We start from the raw sequence: 19,117 nt of genomic DNA, 5'->3' as shown, positions 1-19,117 counted from the left end.
AATGAACCTACTTAAAAGTACAGTCCGGGTAATTTTAGTGATACTGCTCATAAACCTAAGCTCCTGTAAAGTACAATATCCCGAACTTGAAGATGGCATATATGCCGAGATCATTACAACAAAAGGACTTATGGTAGCAAAATTAGAATACCAAAAAACCCCTATAACTGTTGCAAATTTTGTTTCTCTGGCTGAAGGCACTAACACTATGGTTAATGAAAAATATAAAGGTAAAAAGTTTTATAACGGACTTATTTTTCATAGAGTGATGGATAAATTTATGATTCAGGGAGGAGACCCCAATGGTACAGGAAGCGGTAACCCCGGGTATAAATTTAAGGACGAATTTCATCCTGATTTAAAACATGATAAAGCTGGTGTTTTATCCATGGCAAACTCAGGTCCTAATGGTAACGGAAGTCAATTTTTTATTACAGAAATCCCTAAACCACATTTAGACAATGTACATAGTGTTTTTGGCGAATTGGTTATTGGCATTGATATTCAGGATTCTATCTCAAATGTAAAAACAGATGAGCGAGATAGGCCTATAGAAAATGTGATTATTCAAGAGTTAAACATTATTAGAAAAGGAAAAACAGCTAAAAAGTTTAATGCCAATGACATTTTTATTAATCATTTTGCAGAAGCTGAACGTCTTGAAAAAGAAAAGGCAGCTAAAGCCAAAGCTATTTTAGAAGCCACACTGGAAAAATTTGAAAAACAAAAGGCAGAAGCTGTTACATTAGAATCCGGGTTACAATATTTTATTTCTGAAAAAGGAGCCGGAGAAAAACTCCCTATAGAAGCCAAGGTTTTAACACACTTTGCTGTTTATTTTGAGAGCGGAAAACTACTTGAAACCAGTAAACTGGAAATTGCGGAAGCTCTTGACGCCGTAAATCAAAAACTAAAAAAAGCCAATAAATATCAGCCTATAACAGCCGAAATTGGCCCTGATGCACGTATGATACCCGGTTTTAAAGAAGGATTACAACAACTTAATGTTGGTGATAAAGCTACTTTGTTTATTCCCTACCATTTAGCCTACGGTGAAGCAGGTACCAGAGGTATCCCGGGAAAATCAAATATTATTTTTGAAGTTGAAATACTGGAATTGAAAAAGTAAAAAACATAAACTTATGCAAGCATTAAAATTTGACTGGAACCCAATAACAGGAATTGATATTTTTGGAAATTTCAAATTGCATTTTTACAGTCTTATGTGGGTTGTGGCATTTATTTTGGGTTGGTACATCATGAAGCGTATTTTCACAAAAGAAAAAATAGCTTTAGACTATCTGGATCCTCTTTTTATTTACACCGTTTTGGCAACTATGCTTGGAGCCAGATTAGGGCATGTATTGTTCTATCAATCCGAATTAATTTCTGAAGACTTCTTTAGTATCTTCCTTCCTTTTAAGTTTAAAGGTGGTTTTGAATTTACAGGTTTTCAAGGTCTAGCCAGTCATGGAGCAGCTATTGGTATTATTATAGGCATGTATCTATATAGAAGAAAGTATAACTACAAATCTATACTTTGGATTCTGGATCGAGTTGTTATTCCAGTAGCATCTGGTGCTATTTTTATAAGAATAGGGAATTTTATAAATTCTGAGATCATAGGTAAAGTAACCGATTCAAATTTTGGAGTCAGGTTTATACAAGACCAATATTATAAAAGTGAAATTGTACAACGTACAGGCATCAAAGACGTTCAAGAAGCCTATAATGCAGTAACGGAAAATCCACAATTTCAAAATTTATTAGAGGCTGTTCCATACAGGCACCCGTCTCAACTTTATGAATCATTCTGTTATGTTTTTGTATTTCTAATACTCTGGTATTTCTATTCTAAAACCACTAAGAAAGACCAGGCTGGATTTTTATTCGGGCTGTTTTTAATATTACTTTGGACCATTAGGTTTTTTATTGAATTCACCAAAGAACCCCAGGGTGAAGAATACATTAATTGGTTTGGACTAAATACAGGGCAATGGCTAAGTATTCCTTTTGTTATGACCGGTTTGTATTTTATGTTCTTTTTTAAACCCAAAAGCACCACTAAATAAATGTCTTCCCGTCCTTTAAAAGTTTTAACACTCTTAATCTCTTTTACCTTAGCACTCCTAAGCTGCAAAGACGATAAAAAGATAATTAAACAAACTGAAGTTCATTTTACAAAAGAAGGAGAACTTAGTATCTATAAAGCTTCAGACTCCACTCAAATTAACCTGGATATAGAAATTGCAGACACAGATTTTGATATTCAAACCGGTTTGATGTACAGAAACTCAATGGAGCAAAATCAAGGTATGCTCTTTATTTTTGATGACGAAAAAGAGCGTTTCTTTTATATGAAAAACACTAAGTTTTCTTTAGACTTGATTTATATTGATTCCAATAAAAATATAGTTAGTTTTCAAAAAAACGCAAAACCTTTTGATGAAACATCATTGCCTTCCAATGTTCCTGCAAAATATGTTTTAGAAATCAACTCAGGCTTAGTGGACTTATGGGGAATTAAAGTTGAAGATTCTATAAGCTTTATTGATTAAAAAGAGGAAGCTCTAAAAAGTTTATTTTGACTAACCATATTCAAAAACTGTAAGGCTAAAACTTTGAAAACTGTGTATTTAAGAGTAAGTTTAACTATTCATTTGTCAAACGAACCATGATATCTCACAAATATCTTATATGTTTTCTTTTTAGCAGTGCCTTAATAATGTGTAATGCCCAGGAGGGTAATTATAAATTCAATAATTTTGGTAACCGTTCTATTCTGCTTGCCGGAAATGTTACAGGTAGTGTATCAGATTTAGGGCTTACCTATTACAACCCTTCCTTTTTAACTGATGTTGAAAATGTGGGGTTTTCATTAAATGCCAAAGCTTATCAACTGGTAAGTATTAAACTGGATAACCCGGACCAGCAAGGTAATCAACTAAGCAACACCAACTTTAATAGTGCCTCTACAATGGCCGGAGGTGTTTTTAATCTGTTTGACACTAAATTTGCTTATTCCTATTTAACAAAATCAAACTTTAACACCAATTTAAATTACAGCAGTGATTACCTCACAGACGATATACTAAACCTGTTTCCTGAAGCTGCTAGACACAATTCTAAAATCTCTTTAAACTCCCATATTAAAGACGACTGGGCTGGTTTAGCATGGGCGCACAAGTTTGATGATGCATTTAGCATAGGTGTTTCTGCATTTGCATCTATTTACAGCTATACCGGAAAATCTATAATAAGTCATACTCTGGCGTCGTCTTCAAACGATATATCATTTTTTCAGAACACTATTGGGTTTAAACAAAAATCTTATGGTCTCTTTTTTAAGATAGGAGCCAATTATCGCTTTCCAAAATTCGATCTGGGATTAAATATAAACTTACCCTATTTGAGTATTATTGATAGTGGAAACTTTGAATATTCAAAAACCATTGCCGGAGTTTCTTCTGAACATGACCTGTATATTGATACTATCCATGATAATTTATCTTCAAAGAGACAAGAGCCCTTAGGAATTTCCATTGGTGCCGGCGTACCCATTAAAAAGGGTAAGCTTTATTTTAATGTGGATTATGTAAGTGGAATAGATAATTATAATAGATTAGATATTCCAAATATTGACACCGGTGATGAAGAGCTCAGACCGGTTAATTTTGACGAAGAGCGAAAAGCTGTTTTTAATTTTGGTATTGGTGCCGAACTTGAAGTATCTGAGCGCCTTAAAGCTTATAGTGGATTTACAACAGATTTTAATGCTAATAAAAATAGCGCAAACATATTTGACATCTCTTCTGACGATAGTAAACAGGTTAATATAGGTGAAAATTTCTATCATTTGAGCTTTGGTGTGGACTGGAAATTAAAATGGTTAAGTTTAATATCGGGCATTACCTATGCAAATAGTAAAAGTTCCTTTATCAGTCCTTATCAAATTGATTTTGGTGCATCAGATATTAACAGTAATATAGACTCTCAAATAAAATACACCCGCTGGCAATTTGTAATTGGAATAGATATTCCTGTTCTTTCTAAAAAGATTGACAGTCTGGGTATCAATAAAGAAGATTAATTGAACCAGGGAGGGTTATTAAGTGAAATCTACAGGCCTTATTTATTCCTAAAAAGTAACTCTTTTAATCAATAGTTTTTTGTAAATTTAGTACACCCATTCATTATTAAACTGACTGAAAAAATCCTAGTATTTTCAGTCATCGACTAATCTTATTTATTAATTAAAATGCTAGGGGCTTAATGAAGTCCTTTCAGGAATACCCGCCAAGTCAAAAAAGCATGTCTATTCAAGTCAGCGCTATAGGTGAAGCTCTAAACTCTTCCGGTCAACGGTAAAAGATAAAACACAAAAAAGCCTATTGAAATTGTCAATAGGCTTTTTTAATTTGTTAATAAAGAACAAACTTTAAATTAGCTTTTCTTCTTCTTCTCTTCCAGTTTATTTACCGTTTCATACATAATTGGTGTTGCTATAAATAATGATGAGTAGGTACCTACTATCACACCAACAATTAAAGCAAACATGAAGCCTCTGATAGAATCACCTCCAAAAATAAAAATAGCTAATAACACTACTAATGTTGTTAAAGACGTATTTAAAGTTCTACTTAAAGTACTGCTTAATGAAGAATTAACCACACGATCAAATTTCCAGGAAGTATGTTCGTTAAAGAACTCTCTAATTCTATCAAACACTACCACCGTATCATTTAATGAATATCCAATCACGGTTAATATTGCCGCTATAAAAGCTTGATTAATCTCCATGTTAAATGGCATAAACTTATATGTTAATGAGAATACCCCCAATACAATTAATACATCATGGAATACAGCTGCTACTGCACCTAATGAATATTGCCATTTCTTAAATCTGAATAAAATATATAAGAATACTACAATTAATGATCCTAATACCGCCCATAAAGACGCTTGCTTAATATCATCTGCAATAGTTGGAGATACTTTATAGGTTTCCAATAAACCGACTTGTTTATTTTCATCGTTTAAATCAATAAACTCCTCATATGAGATACCTTCCAAATGCGGTACCAGAGCCTGGTATAATTTTTCTCTTATTTCTTCATCAACTGATGTACCCGATTCGTTTACCTTGTATTTGGTAGTAATCTTTAACTGATTGGCAGACCCAAATGTTTTAGCGTCTGCACTTCCAAATACAGCAGCATCTGATAACACATCTGTGATTTCAGAAGCAGAAACATCCTGAGCAAAACGCACCTGATACGTTCGCCCTCCAACAAAATCAACACCTTGATCTAATCCGTTAGTAAATAAAGACCCTAAAGACAAAGCTAAAAATGCTCCGGAAATGATATAAGCCACTTTACGCTTCTTTAAGAACTCAATGCTTATATTTCTGAACAGGTTTTTAGTAATTGCTGTAGAGAAATCTAATTTACCGCCTTTGTTAGAATACCAGTCAATTAATAATCTGGTAATAAAAATAGCTGTAAATAAAGAGGTTGCAATACCTATTAATAAGGTTGTTGCAAAACCTTTGATTGGCCCTGTACCAAATACAAATAAAATTAATGCGGTTAAACCAGTAGTTATGTTAGCATCTAAAATTGAAGATAAAGCATTACTAAATCCATCTTTAATAGCATCTATCTGACCTTTACCTTTAGCCAACTCTTCTCTGATACGCTCAAAGATAAGTACGTTGGCATCAACAGACATACCAATAGTTAATACAATACCGGCAATACCAGGTAATGTTAATACTGCGCCTAACCCCGATAGAATACCAAAGATCAGTAATATATTTAATAACATGGCAATATCTGAAAATACGCCTGCTTTTCCGTAATAGAAGATCATCCAAAGTAGCACTAATGCCAATGCAATTAAGAAGGACATGGTACCACTTTCAATCGCTTCTTTACCCAAAGAAGGTCCAACTACCTCACTTGAAATGATATCGGCCGAAGCAGGTAATTTACCCGCACGTAAAACGTTTGCTAAATCGATAGCTTCATTTAAAGAAAAATCTCCTGAAATAGAAGAACTCCCTCCGGCAATAGGCCCTGAAGTCACACCCGGAGCTGAATACACCACATTATCTAAAACAATAGCGATTTGGCTCTGTTGGTTATAGGCATTACCTGTCATTTCTTCCCAAATCTTAGCCCCTTTAGCATTCATCTGCATAGATACTTCAGATTTACCCATTGGGCTAAATTGGTTTCTGGCATCTGTTACCACATCACCACTCAATGGAGGAATGTTTTCCCTGTTGCCTACTAAGGCATATAAGTCTATTAATTCGCTATTTTTTTCAGGCTTACCAAACGCAAACTTTACATAACGTTGTTCTGCCGGTAATAATGATCTTACTTCCGGTTTATTCAAATACTCAAGGATTTTTGCTTTATCCTTACTCTCAAACTTAGCAATTACTGGTCCTCCAGGATACCCCTGACCTCTGATTAATTCAAAAATTGGATTTACAGTTTGAACAGCCGTAGAGTCTGTTTCTGCATCACCTAATAAATCATCAATTTGAGAATCTTTAGCGTCTTCTTCATCTTGAGGTTCAGCTTCACCAACATCACTCTTTGTATCAACTAGATCTTGTAAAACCTGGTTGGCTTGTGCCAAAAACGGAAAGAATTGCTCGCCTTTATAAGCATCCCAGAATTCTAATTGCGCTGTACTTTGTAATAAACTTGTTGCTCTCTCAACATCTTTAACTCCCGGTAACTCTACCAAAATACGTCCGGATGTCCCTAAACGCTGAATATTTGGAGAAGTTACCCCAAACTCATCAATACGTTTACGCAATACTTCAAATGCAGATACAATAGACTCATCTATCTTTCTGTCAATAACCACCTTAACCTCATCATCAGACATACTTCCATCAATTTCACCATCAAGTGCTTTTGTATAAAATATATCCGGTGACGCTAATTTTGTATCGCCTTTAATAGCATCAAAAGCCGTAAAAAAGTCTTCTAAATAGGTGTTTTGTCCATTTCTTTGAAGCTCTGAAGCATCATCCAACGCTTTATTAAAAACAGGATCTTTTGTATTGTTTGCCAATCCTTTTAAGATATCTTTTACAGATACCTGAAGAATAACATTGATACCTCCTTTTAAATCAAGACCAAGATTCATGGCCTTTTGTTTTACCTCTGTATGAGTAAATTTAGCGACTCCTATATTATAAACAGTATCTGTTGCTATTGACTGTAAATAATTAGCCTCTTCCTGACTACGTTTAGAACGGTAATCATCTTCAGTATCAGAAACAGCGTTTATGGCTATTTCCTGAGCTTCCTTTTCAATTTGATTTGCTTTAAATGTGAATGATAATTGGTAAATACTTACCAAACCAAACAAAATTGCAAATAACTTTACTAATCCTTTGTTTTGCATGTTATATTTTTTTAGTCTGATTTTCAGAACGCACAAATATAAAATTTGCGCTACTAATTGACAATAGTTTATGTTTTAATAAGATCTAATAGCATCATATGTAAACACTATGATTACTGTTTTTTGTGAAAGTATAGGGTTGTTTTAAGTTTCAAGATGGTTATAAACTCTTATTTACATTTATAACGGCATTGAGAAAAGCCCATTAGCAATTTGGTCCGGCTCTAACTTCAGGTATGCTATGAAGTGTGTTATCTAATTCAATTGAAATATCTCTGCATACCTTAAAGGCTACTTTTGTTTTAGCTGCAATGGCATTAACATCAATATTTTTAAAGAACAAATTAATGTTAGGATCTAAAAACCGATCACTTTTCGCATCAATTTCTAAACCAAATGCACCATTTAAATCCCCTCCGGAATTACTGGTATTTTGAATTTCGTAAACATCAAGATTATAGCTAATGGTATTGTCTTCAGAAGGTAATTTTGAAGCTCCTCTATCTTGACTTGAAGACGTATAATCAAGAACTATATGATTCTCTTTTGCAAAGGTCCTTTTTATACTGGAAATATCAACTTCACTAAAATAACTGATTTTTAAGGTGTTGTTATCCCCTGCTTTAACCTGAATATGCTCAGCACCTAAACCTTGTAACTTTTTTGCTACAATAGCAATGGCATGCTTTGCGTCATCAGATGTTAACTCTACATCTGTAAACTGCAATACAATTTCCTGATTAGGCACTGAAACTTGCTGTTGAAAAACAACACCAAACAAAGTCAGTAAAAAAATAAAAGCACTAATGCACCATCTTGCTATCATGCGCCAAATATAAAAAAATAAAGACTGTATTACTACAGTCTTTAAATAATTATCATTTTAAACTATTGAATTTTATAATTCTAATAATCCGTTAGTTTTTGTTACCCCCTCTGCACTGGCTTTCATATGTTCTTTTTCTCCTTCACTTAATGGCACATCAACAATTTTCTCTATTCCATTTTTACCTAATACTACGGGCACACCTATACAAATGTCATGTAAGCCATATTCACCTTCTAACAATGTAGAACATGGAAATATTTTCTTTTGATCGCAAGCAATAGCCTGAACTAAACCACTAACCGCAGCTCCCGGTGCATACCATGCAGAAGTCCCTAGTAATTTTGTCAATGTAGCTCCTCCAACTTTAGTATCTGCTGCAACCTGTTCTAAACGTTCTTCACTTAAAAATTCAGATACTTTTATACTGTTTCTGGTTGCATGACTTGTTAATGGCACCATACCAACATCACTGTGTCCGCCAATTACCATACCATCAACATCACTAATAGGAGCTTCCAAAGCCTCTGCCAATCTATATTTAAAACGTGCTGAATCTAAAGCACCTCCCATACCTATAATTCTATTTTTCGGTAAGTTTGTTGATTTATGCACCAGATAAGTCATAGTATCCATTGGATTACTTACAACAATAATAATAGTATTAGGCGAGTGCTCAATTAAACTTGAAGATACAGTTTTAACAATACCGGCATTAATTCCAATTAGTTCCTCACGAGTCATTCCCGGTTTACGAGGAATACCAGAAGTAATTACGCAAATATCACTATCGGCCGTTTTACTATAGTCGTTAGTAATACCTGTAATTTTAGTATCAAATCCATTTAATGAAGCACACTGCATTAAATCCATAGCTTTACCTTCAGCATAGCCTTCCTTAATATCTAACAATACTACTTCTGAAGCGAAATTTTTAATAGCGATGTACTCTGCACAACTTGCACCTACTGCTCCTGCTCCTACTACTGTTACTTTCATGTTTTAATTATTTATTATTAGTAATTTTAATTTATTATTTGCTTTATGTATGTCTGGATATTAAATCATGAATCGTATGATTTAAATCGCGAGTTTCTATCAACTTTTTTATGTTGAAACACTAAAAATAAACTCCTGCAAAATTACGAATTAAAACCCTCTTAATAAAAAAAGTACAGAATAAAATTCTGTACTTTTTCAAACAAAAGTTAATATAACTAACTAAAACTAAACAATTAATTTCTTGAATTTCTTTGATTATCTAAATCCAAAATTTATCCCAAGTGAAAGCGCATTGAAATTAGATAAATGATATTCTGCATTAAGTCTAAAAAAACCTAATTTTAATTTTGTACCAATAGTTCCTCTTACCGAAGATACTTTACTTGACACTGAAAACGGGTCTACAATAGGTTCTGAATCTATAATGCCATTGGTTACAACATAAGTTCCTAAAACATTTGATTTTGAATCTCCAGAGATATATCCCAAACCACCATAAAAATTGATTATAGGCAATTTTGTAGAGGCTATAAACTGAAACAACCATGTTTTCGTTGTATTTTCAACACGTTGATTGTCTCCATTGATACCAGATGATTTGGTCAAATCATATCTGGCATCTAAATTGGTATAAGCTACTAGACCAGAAAGGGCAACAGGCAATATTTTATCAGCAGGCAGCCATTTAGTAAATTCAGCTTGCAAACCTACACCAAACATACTTCCTTCTATGTCATCTGCATTAAGTTTAGGAAGTAAGCGTGCTTTAATTTCTAAGCCCTTACTAAGCCCCAATGCTCCCTGTATAAAAGCCGTTGGTAAAAAGCCCAGATCTCCTAAACCATTTGGTAATGTAATTCTATCGGTTAAAAGCGGGTTACTCTTTGAGCTGACTATAATATCAATATCATTATTATTTTCACCTAAAGCTGTTGAAACCCTTTGTGCATCAGCACCTTCTGCAAATTCTACCGCAAAATCATCACTGGGATTATTATAATCGGCAATATTCATTAAAAATGACTTATGCTCATTTTTTATGACTGAAGCATTAGCAATGATAGAAATCTCAAAACCACCAAGAGGCTTAACGTCTGCTGTATTAAACCAATTGGCATTCATACTATGCATCGCACCATTAGCTCCCGGTCTTAAAAAATCATTAGCAAAACGCTCAGCATTTTCTACACCGGCTCCAAGCAGTGCATCAAGGTCATTTTGAGCGTTAGAGGTAAATGCTATGAGGTAAAGCATTATAACATATGGTAATTTTTTCATTTTCTGATAGATTTGTTTAAACAAACATAGGAAAAAAATCACAATTAAACGCATTTTAGCGTCTAAAAATACCTTTTGTCGATTAAAATCATATTTATACTATAAAATGATGGGAAATAAATGTGTTAAACTGTTCTATCTAAAAATTAATACTAGATTCGTATTTAATTCGTTTTTTACTGAGAAATCATCCCAAAACTGTTTTTAACAGAAGAACTTTAACTATGAGACGCAGAATTTGTATACTCCTTATAATTACAACTTTTATCAGTGCCTGTTCTAAAGATAACGCTATTGAAGGTGAGCAACCTCAATCTATAAATAAAATACTTAACAGACAATCTACAGGAAGCTCTGCACATGATTTATTATCTGATGATAATTTTACGAGTATGGTCATCGAATTAGTATATGTTGAAGGCTTTGAACCTACTCAAAGCGCAATTGATAATTTATTATCATTTTTAGACAACAGGACTTTTAAACCTAATGGTATCACTATTGAAAAGCGATCTATTCCATCTCCTGGAAAAAATATCTATACCATTGAAGACGTTGCAGATATTGAAAGAGACCTAAGAGAAAAATTTAATACGTCTAACCAAATTGCTGTTTGGGCTTTATTTATTGACGGTAAATCTGATAAGGATGTTGACAATAAAGTTGTTTTAGGAACGGCATACTGGAATACCTCATTTGTTATTTATGAAGACACCGTTCAAAGTTTAAGCAACAGTCCTTTTAAGCCTAACAGAAGCACACTTGAATCTTCTGTTATAAACCATGAGTTTGGGCATATTCTTGGACTTACTAATTTAGGCTCCCCCATGCAATCTGAGCATGAAGACCTGGAACATCCTAAACATTGTAATGTAGAAAGTTGCTTAATGCATTGGACTTCTGAATCTGTTACCCTTATATCTACTATGAACTCAATACCTCAACTGGACGCTCAATGCATAGCCGACCTAAGAGCTAATGGCGGCAAATAAGCAAAATAAACATTTTTAGCGAATACCGAACAAGCACTTGATGGAAGAATTAGCCCTATTTTAGGGGCAGGAAAATTTCTAGTAAGCACAAACAAGCTTTATTGGAGGCTTAGTACAGGATTTGCCTATACTATTGAGAACTATACAGACAAGAACTTAAATAAAACGTCACTTGAAAGTGTTATTTCCAGTACTTTTAATGTGTTCGATCTTAAAGATTTTGAGTTAGATTCCAATATAAATATCTTTCCCAGTTTATCTGAAAAAGGACGAACAAGAGTAGGTTTTGACACAAAATTAAAATACAATTTGCCTTTTGACTTTTATTTAAAATTAGGGTTTACTTTAAATTATGACAATCAACCCGCTATAATTGGCAATGATACAGATTATTATTTTTCAAGTGAGTTTGGCTGGAAATTCAATTAACTTAGAATACTCAAAAAACAAAAAAGCCATGATTAAATATCATGGCTTTCAATCTTAAATTATAATATCTACGCATCAATATTGGCATAAATAGCGTTCTTTTCAATAAAATCTCTACGTGGTGGAACCTCATCTCCCATTAACATAGAAAATATTCTATCTGCTTCGGTACCATTGTCTATCTGAACTAAACGCATGGTTCTAAACTCAGGATTCATTGTGGTATCCCAAAGTTGCTCAGCATTCATTTCCCCTAAACCTTTATAACGTTGTATTTTAGAACCATCTCCATATTGTGCAATAATTTCATCACGCTCAGCATCATTCCATGCATATTGCTTTTTCGCACCTTTTTTCACCAAATATAATGGTGGTGTTGCAATGTATACATGTCCGTTTTCAATTAACTCTTTCATGTACCTGAAAAAGAACGTTAAAATTAACGTAGCAATGTGGCTACCGTCAATATCGGCATCACACATAATAACTATTTTATGGTAACGCAACTTAGATAAGTTCAATGCTTTACTGTCCTCTTCTGTTCCAATAGTAACACCAAGTGCTGTGAAAATATTTTTAATCTCCTCATTTTCAAACACCTTATGTGTCATTGCCTTTTCAACGTTTAATATTTTCCCACGAAGTGGAAGAATGGCTTGAAAAGCTCTATCACGCCCCTGCTTGGCCGTACCTCCTGCCGAGTCTCCCTCAACCAGAAACACTTCACATTTTGCAGGATCCTGTTCTGAACAGTCAGATAATTTCCCTGGTAAGCCGCCAATACTCATGACCGTTTTACGCTGAACCATCTCACGAGCTTTTTGAGCCGCATGACGCGCCTGGGCTGCAAGTATGACCTTTTGTACAATAATTTTAGCATCATCAGGGTGCTCCTCCAAATAATCAGTTAGCATTTCTGAAACAGCCTGACTTACTGAAGCCGATACTTCCCTGTTTCCTAATTTGGTTTTTGTCTGCCCCTCAAATTGAGGTTCTGCAACCTTTACTGAAACAATAGCCGTTAAACCTTCACGGAAATCATCACCGGATATATCAAACTTTAATTTATCTGTTAATCCGGAAGAGTCAGCATATTTCTTTAATGTATGAGTCAATCCACGACGAAAACCTGATAAATGTGTCCCTCCTTCATGTGTATTGATGTTATTTACATAGGAATGTAAATTTTCAGCATAGGAGGTATTATAAACCATAGCGACCTCAACAGGAATACCATTTTTATCTCCCTCAAAGGCAATCACATTTTTCATTAAAGGCTCTCTGGTAGCATCTAAATATTTAACAAACTCTGTTAACCCTTCATTAGAATGAAATGTTTCTCCTTCAAAAGAGCCATCTTCTTTTTTATGCCTTTTATCTATCAAATGAACTGTAATTCCTTTATTTAAAAAGGCCAATTCGCGTAACCTACTTGCTAAAGTATCATAACTATATTCAAGGGTTTGTGTAAATATGGTAGAATCCGGTCTAAATGTAACGGTAGTTCCTCTCCTTTCCGTATCACCAATAGACTTAACCGGATACAAAGCTTTACCACGCTCATATTCTTGTTCCCAAATCTGTCCGTTTCTATAAACAGTAGCCTTCAAATGTTCGGATAAGGCATTAACACAACTTACACCGACACCATGCAAACCACCGGAAACCTTATAAGAATCTTTATCAAACTTCCCCCCTGCACCAATTTTGGTCATAACTACCTCTAGTGCAGAGACGCCCTCTTTTTTATGCAAATCTACTGGAATACCACGACCATCATCTTCAGTGGTAATAGAATTATCCTCGTTAATAGTAACTGTAATATTATTACAATGTCCGGCTAAAGCCTCATCAATAGAATTATCTACAACTTCATATACTAAATGGTGCAAACCACGTACACCAACATCACCAATATACATTGACGGGCGCATACGTACATGCTCCATACCTTCTAAAGCCTGAATACTATCAGCTGAATAATTATGCTTGTTAAATTCTTCTTTTTCTTCGCTCATATTCTATATTTTTCTTAATTTGGGTTAGCTTAATTTCATAAAAAAAGATGCTTACCAGCATCCTTTGTGAACACAAACAAATATACGAAATTCTTTCCCCTTTAAAAAGCTTTTTATTGACTCTATAATAAAATTATCAACATTTGTTAATTACTCAAAACCTTCTTAAATCGCCTGAAAACCACCTTAAAATAGATTTCATTGTTTTTTAATCCGTTTTAAAATGCTAAAAAATAAAAAAACGTTCTAATGCGTCATTTTGAATTCTTCTTTTGTTAAAAAACATTATGTTAAAAGCAATAAACGCCAAAGTTCATTGAGTCATTTCATGTTTTTTACCTGAAAAAAAATAATCTTGAAATATGATGCATATCACATTTTAAACTTTAAGTTAATCATAGTTTTGCTCTAGATTTTGAACTATAATTGATCATGACTGACAAAAAAACACAACTGTTGAGTGTTTTAATAGTTACGCTTTTATTAAGCCCGACATTTTTATTAAGCCAAAACACAGGTGATTTTAAACCTATAATAAAATGGAACGCCAGAGCTCAAGTTTGGCTGAGATATTCAGATTTAAATGAAGGTTCCTTGGTTAATAATGAACCTACTTCAAGTTTTACTGATATTTCAATAAGACGAATAAGAATACCTGTTTCTGCCCAAATAACGCCTAAATTATTTGTATATACTTTGTTTGGCGGTAATAACTATAATCTAAAAAAAGTGGAATCCCCCATTGAAGTTTTAGATTTTTATGCAGAATATACTTTCTCTAAATATTTGGAAATTGGTATGGGAAAATCCGGCTGGCAAGGTTTGAGCAGATGGAATATTCGTTCCAGCGCTTCCATGATGGGCTTAGACTCCCCATTATTTTCTTTAAACACCGTTGAAAGAAATGATGATTTAGGACGTCAATTTGGGTTTTGGTTTAAAGGTCAGGCAGGAAAACTGGACTATAGATTAACCTTTAACCAACCCAGGGCAATAACTAAAATTCCAGACGAAAAGGTGGACTTTGCTAATAACAGACCCAGATGGAAAACATCTTCATATATAAAATATCAGTTCTTTGAAAACGAATCAAACAAATCTGCTTACCATACCGGAACCTATTTAGCCAATAAGAAGGTTTTTAATATTGGTAGTGGATTTCAATTTCAGGAAAAAGCCTTTAGTGATGGGGATGCCCAACTTCCCACAACCACACTTTATAATATGAAGCACTGGGCCATAGATTCCTTTTTGAATATCCCATTAGGCAACCAGGAAGCCATTACTGCCTATCTGGGGTATTATAATTTTGACTATGGGAAAGACTATATAAGAAATGTAGGTGCCAACAATCCAACTAACGGAGGGGGAATTGATTTTAACGGCCCAGGGGTAGCATTCCCAATGATGGGTACCGGTATAACCTGGTATGCGCAATTTGGATATGCCTTTAATGAAACTAAAATATTAGATAGCGCTGTGGTCATACAGCCCAATATTGCCATTCAACATTCCAATTTTGATGCTTTACATGATAAAATGACTGTTTATGACTTTAATGTTAATTTTCTTCTTAAGGGATCACATGCTAATAAAATAAGCTTGGGATATCAGCTACGACCCATTTTTGATATTAATACTTTACTTGAAAAAGGCCGTAAGGGAATGGCTGTTTTACAGTATCAAATAGCCCTGAAATAAGGTTGAATTTTTAAACCAAAATCCATTAAAAAAACAGCAAAATAACGTTTTACTATTTTTTTCTTCAAAACCACTTTCAATATTATTAATTTATAGGAGTTTTTATATCGAATTTAATAAAGAACCTATTCTTATAGTGAAGAATCCAAAGTAATAAAAATACCTTTCTAACTTTCAAGCCAATAAGGCGTATTCTACATAAAAACTTTCGTAATTTTACAAGCTTAATTTCGAGTACTATTTTAAACAAAAAAAGATGAGTAAAATTATGACAGTCGACGTATTGTCGAGTATTAAAGGAGCACAGCCTTCAGAGACTGTGAGTAAATTATTTGACGTCATTAAAAATGCCAATACAACAAATAATAATTCTTTTAATAATAATCATAATAATGCTATCTCAATACATAATTTGAGAGAAGATGTGGTGATAGACAGTTCCTCAACTGAAAAGCAAATCATCATTGAAAACTTTCCTAAAGAAAAAAACGGCTATTTAGTAGTTTCTAAAGTCATTGAAGAATAGTTATGGACTCTCAAATACGCAAAATCCATCAACAATTGGTGGACAAAAAAATAACCTGTACGCAACTGGTACAGGAAAAATTAGATGCTTTAAAACAAAATACGCATAATACTGTTAACACATTGCTAGATACTTTAGCTTTGGATTTGGCTGCAAAAGTAGATGCTAAAATTTCAAATGGAGAAGCTATTGGATTATTAGAAGGCATTCCTTTTGGAATCAAAGATGTTTATATGGTTCAGGGCACCTATACAACAGCCAGTTCTGATTTGCTTAAAAACTACAAATCGGCTTACACTGCAACAGCTATCCAGAAGTTATTAGATGCCGGAGCTATTCCTTTGGTTAAGGAGAACTGCGATAGCTTTGGTCATGGTTCTTCCAGTGAGAATACTATTTTTGGTGCGGTTAAAAATGCTGTAAATCCAGAATTAGTAGGAGGTGGGTCAAGTGGTGGATCGGCTGTGAATGTTGCTAAAGGCTATACTGTATTCTCTATTGGAGGAGATACTGGAGGCTCTGTACGTCAACCTGCAGGATATAACAACGTTTATGGACTAAAACCTACTTACGGACGTATTTCCCGTTATGGTTTAATGGCTTATGCATCATCTACAGATTGTGTTGGCCCTATAGGTAGGTCTATTGAAGATATTCGTATTGTTTTAAATACAATGAGCGGGCAAGATCCAAAAGATCAGACCACTTATCCATCTGAAACCATTTCAGATGAATCTATTTCAAGTTCTGAAAATATAAAAACAGTTGGATACTTTAAAAACTTTATTGAAAATGAAGCCATTGATGCTCAGGTAAAATCAGATTTCCTGGTAGCTATTGAACTAATAAAGGCAAAAGGGATTGAGGTCAAAGCCTTAGATTTCTTCGAATCAAACACATTAGTTTCTACATACTATACCTTAGCTATGGCAGAAACGGCATCCAACCTTTCAAGATTGGACGGCACCAATTATGGTAACCGTATTGAATCCAAAAATTTAAAGGAAACTTATGCCGTGACCCGATCTGAAAATTTCTCAGAAGAAACTAAACGTAGAATTGTTGGTGGAAACCAGGTGTTATCTCAAGGGTTTTCGGATGAGATATATTTAAAAGGGTTAAACCTAAGAGATCAAATTTCTGAAAATTTTGAAAAGGACTTTGCTGAAGTTGATATTATTATTTCACCGGTAACACCAAGTACTCCTCCTAAAATAGGCGATAGTTTAAAAGATCCGTTAGCCATGTATTTATCAGATGCCTATACTGTTGGATTCAGTTTAGGACAGCTTCCTACCTTAACCGTACCACAAGGTACTGCCACCGGTTTACAAATTACGGCAGCAAAAAATAATGACGAACTCGTTTTGAAGTTTGCTAACTTCTTAAAAGACACGATATAATGGAATTAGAGCAATTAAATGAGTTACTTAAAGCTCACGAGTTAGAGTTGGTAATCGGTCTTGAAACACATGTTAGATTAAACACCAAAACAAAGCTATTTTGTTCTTGTGCAAACCAGGAAATAGAAACGCCAAATCAAAATATTTGTTCAGTATGTACAGGACAAATGGGGGTTTTACCTGCAATCAACAAAGAAGCTATTACCAAAGCCATTTACTTTGGAAAAGCAGTTAAATCTACTTTTGAAAATGAGGTCATCTCCTGGGACAGGAAACACTATGAATACCCTGATAATCCTAAGAATATTCAAATAACGCAGTTTCATAATCCTGTAATACCAGACGGGCAAGTATCCTGTTTTAGAAATGACGGTTCTCAGTTTACGGTTAATTTAACACAGGTACACATTGAAGAGGATGCAGCCAAATTAATGCATGAGAAAAAAATCTCTTTAGTAGATTTTAATAAGGCCGGAGTACCGCTTATTGAAATTGTTACAGAACCTTGTATTCGTCATATTGAGGATGCCTCAACTTACGCACAGTACATTCAACGTATAGTTCAGAATTTAGAGATTTCCGAAGCTAATCTTGAAAAGGGGGAATTTAAATCGGATGTTTCAGTATCCTTACGAAAAAAACGTGATTATAATTTAAACCCGCGTACAGAAATAAAAAACCTAAACTCATTTAAGTTTATGGTTGAAGCCTTAAAGGAAGAGGTTGAAAAACAATTGAACTATTATATAGAACACAAAGAGTTCAGGCCAGACCAAACCACTGTGCTATGGGATGCAGAATTGAAGCAAACCAAAACCATGCGGAAAAAGGAGTTTGAAGCAGATTACCGATTTATTTCCGAACCGGATCTTCCTTTTGTAAATATAAAAGAAGTCGTTGAATCTATTGATGTTGATGTCAGCACACTACCTTTTGCTGTTGAATCAATCTTGATCAAAGGCGGTGTTTTACCTCAGGACGCCAAGTTTTTTACAGCAGACGCCCTACGTTCCAAGACATTTATGACTATCAATGATGCGCTTAAAGATCCTTCTTTTGTAGCAAAAACATTGGTAAACAATATAAATGCCGATGAGTATTCAGGCATTCATAGGGTTGAGCATCTTATTGAAATCTTCCAGCTTTTTAAAGAAGAAAAAATAACCTCGGTTTTAGTTCAAAACGCCATAACCTCGTATTTGAAAGACAGAGATTTTGATTACAACAAATATTTTGAAGACCATAGTATTTCTGAATCTCAAATTGAAGAAGCTATCGCTAAGGTCATTGCAGAAAATGAAACTATAGCCAATGATATTAAAGCTGGAAACCAAGGGAAAGCAGGTATCCTGGTTGGAAAAGTTATTGGCATTATTGGCAAAGGGGCTTCCGGAAAAGTTATTCGTGAAAGTATTTTAAAGGCTCTTGATAATGGTAAGGAAGCACTGAAGCCAAATGATAATGGTAAAGATCAGATAACAGTCGATGACCAACACCCCACAACA

General features: G+C 34.2%; 14 protein-coding genes and 1 pseudogene. 10 read left to right on the top strand and 5 right to left on the bottom strand.

The window, feature by feature from the left end:
• The first annotated feature begins 1 nt into the window (after position 1).
• The 4 genes from VOI54_RS08135 (at position 2) to VOI54_RS08120 (ending at position 4,090) form a co-directional block, all read left to right on the top strand.
• Positions 2-1,129, top strand: a complete 1,128-nt coding sequence (locus VOI54_RS08135) for a peptidylprolyl isomerase (RefSeq protein ID WP_326282229.1) — start codon at positions 2-4, stop codon at positions 1,127-1,129.
• Positions 1,130-1,142: 13 nt separating this feature from the next.
• On the top strand, positions 1,143-2,072 hold the full coding sequence (gene lgt / locus VOI54_RS08130) for a prolipoprotein diacylglyceryl transferase (RefSeq protein ID WP_326282228.1): 930 nt from the start codon (positions 1,143-1,145) through the stop codon (positions 2,070-2,072).
• The gene (locus VOI54_RS08125; protein ID WP_326282227.1) at positions 2,073-2,558 is read left to right on the top strand and encodes a DUF192 domain-containing protein; all 486 of its coding nucleotides are present in this window, start codon (positions 2,073-2,075) and stop codon (positions 2,556-2,558) included.
• Positions 2,559-2,674: 116 nt separating this feature from the next.
• On the top strand, positions 2,675-4,090 hold the full coding sequence (locus tag VOI54_RS08120) for a hypothetical protein (protein WP_326282226.1): 1,416 nt from the start codon (positions 2,675-2,677) through the stop codon (positions 4,088-4,090).
• A 353-nt stretch (positions 4,091-4,443) separates the two neighbouring features.
• Here the strand turns inward: VOI54_RS08120 and secDF are convergent, their stop codons facing one another.
• From secDF to VOI54_RS08100, 4 genes are all read right to left on the bottom strand, one after another.
• On the bottom strand, positions 4,444-7,437 hold the full coding sequence (secDF, locus tag VOI54_RS08115) for a protein translocase subunit SecDF (RefSeq protein WP_326282225.1): 2,994 nt from the start codon (positions 7,435-7,437) through the stop codon (positions 4,444-4,446).
• Positions 7,438-7,642: 205 nt separating this feature from the next.
• Entirely contained in the window at positions 7,643-8,263 is a 621-nt protein-coding gene (locus VOI54_RS08110) for a hypothetical protein (RefSeq protein WP_326282224.1), read from the bottom strand.
• Between the two features lie 72 nt (positions 8,264-8,335).
• Positions 8,336-9,262, bottom strand: coding sequence for a malate dehydrogenase (locus VOI54_RS08105; protein WP_326282223.1), 927 nt, complete (start codon positions 9,260-9,262; stop codon positions 8,336-8,338).
• 258 nt (positions 9,263-9,520) lie between these two features.
• Complete coding sequence (locus VOI54_RS08100) at positions 9,521-10,543, bottom strand: DUF6588 family protein (protein WP_326282222.1); 1,023 nt, start codon at positions 10,541-10,543, stop codon at positions 9,521-9,523.
• Positions 10,544-10,767: 224 nt separating this feature from the next.
• Here VOI54_RS08100 and VOI54_RS08095 point away from each other — a divergent pair, with 224 nt between their 5' ends.
• A complete protein-coding gene (locus VOI54_RS08095) occupies positions 10,768-11,535 on the top strand; it encodes a membrane metalloprotease (protein ID WP_326282221.1) in 768 nt (255 codons plus the stop codon).
• A 48-nt stretch (positions 11,536-11,583) separates the two neighbouring features.
• Entirely contained in the window at positions 11,584-11,964 is a 381-nt protein-coding gene (locus tag VOI54_RS08090) for a DUF481 domain-containing protein (RefSeq protein WP_326283144.1), read from the top strand.
• Between the two features lie 68 nt (positions 11,965-12,032).
• Here VOI54_RS08090 and gyrB read toward each other — a convergent pair whose 3' ends face one another.
• The gene (gene gyrB / locus VOI54_RS08085; RefSeq protein ID WP_326282220.1) at positions 12,033-13,982 is read right to left on the bottom strand and encodes a DNA topoisomerase (ATP-hydrolyzing) subunit B; all 1,950 of its coding nucleotides are present in this window, start codon (positions 13,980-13,982) and stop codon (positions 12,033-12,035) included.
• A gap of 432 nt (positions 13,983-14,414) precedes the next feature.
• On the opposite strand from gyrB, the gene VOI54_RS08080 reads away from it, so the two are divergent.
• The 4 genes and pseudogenes from VOI54_RS08080 to gatB form a co-directional block, all read left to right on the top strand.
• The gene (locus VOI54_RS08080; RefSeq protein WP_326282219.1) at positions 14,415-15,683 is read left to right on the top strand and encodes a porin; all 1,269 of its coding nucleotides are present in this window, start codon (positions 14,415-14,417) and stop codon (positions 15,681-15,683) included.
• A 256-nt stretch (positions 15,684-15,939) separates the two neighbouring features.
• Complete coding sequence (locus VOI54_RS08075; RefSeq protein ID WP_326282218.1) at positions 15,940-16,209, top strand: hypothetical protein; 270 nt, start codon at positions 15,940-15,942, stop codon at positions 16,207-16,209.
• 2 nt (positions 16,210-16,211) lie between these two features.
• Positions 16,212-17,612, top strand: a complete 1,401-nt coding sequence (locus tag VOI54_RS08070; RefSeq protein ID WP_326282217.1) for an amidase family protein — start codon at positions 16,212-16,214, stop codon at positions 17,610-17,612.
• Positions 17,612-19,040 (top strand): annotated as a pseudogene (gene gatB, locus VOI54_RS18000) (Asp-tRNA(Asn)/Glu-tRNA(Gln) amidotransferase subunit GatB); the annotation flags it as partial. The gene VOI54_RS08070 and the pseudogene gatB, both read left to right, overlap by 1 nt.
• Positions 19,041-19,117 lie beyond the last annotated feature (77 nt).

It is taken from the genome of Alterotamlana spongicola, assembly GCF_035818475.1.
Lineage (GTDB): Bacteria > Bacteroidota > Bacteroidia > Flavobacteriales > Flavobacteriaceae > Cognatitamlana.
This window is presented reverse-complemented; position numbering and strand designations above follow the sequence as displayed.

Bases quoted from the DNA above. Each gene is read 5' to 3' on its own strand.
- VOI54_RS08095 (WP_326282221.1), top strand. From the start codon at position 10,768: ATGAGACGCAGAATTTGTATACTCCTTATAATTACAACTTTTATCAGT.
- VOI54_RS08120 (WP_326282226.1), top strand. From the start codon at position 2,675: ATGATATCTCACAAATATCTTATATGTTTTCTTTTTAGCAGTGCCTTA.
- VOI54_RS08080 (WP_326282219.1), top strand. From the start codon at position 14,415: ATGACTGACAAAAAAACACAACTGTTGAGTGTTTTAATAGTTACGCTT.
- VOI54_RS08135 (WP_326282229.1), top strand. From the start codon at position 2: ATGAACCTACTTAAAAGTACAGTCCGGGTAATTTTAGTGATACTGCTC.
- lgt (WP_326282228.1), top strand. From the start codon at position 1,143: ATGCAAGCATTAAAATTTGACTGGAACCCAATAACAGGAATTGATATT.
- secDF (WP_326282225.1), bottom strand. From the start codon at position 7,437: ATGCAAAACAAAGGATTAGTAAAGTTATTTGCAATTTTGTTTGGTTTG.
- VOI54_RS08110 (WP_326282224.1), bottom strand. From the start codon at position 8,263: ATGATAGCAAGATGGTGCATTAGTGCTTTTATTTTTTTACTGACTTTG.
- VOI54_RS08105 (WP_326282223.1), bottom strand. From the start codon at position 9,262: ATGAAAGTAACAGTAGTAGGAGCAGGAGCAGTAGGTGCAAGTTGTGCA.
- VOI54_RS08070 (WP_326282217.1), top strand. From the start codon at position 16,212: ATGGACTCTCAAATACGCAAAATCCATCAACAATTGGTGGACAAAAAA.
- VOI54_RS08100 (WP_326282222.1), bottom strand. From the start codon at position 10,543: ATGAAAAAATTACCATATGTTATAATGCTTTACCTCATAGCATTTACC.
- gyrB (WP_326282220.1), bottom strand. From the start codon at position 13,982: ATGAGCGAAGAAAAAGAAGAATTTAACAAGCATAATTATTCAGCTGAT.
- VOI54_RS08125 (WP_326282227.1), top strand. From the start codon at position 2,073: ATGTCTTCCCGTCCTTTAAAAGTTTTAACACTCTTAATCTCTTTTACC.
- VOI54_RS08075 (WP_326282218.1), top strand. From the start codon at position 15,940: ATGAGTAAAATTATGACAGTCGACGTATTGTCGAGTATTAAAGGAGCA.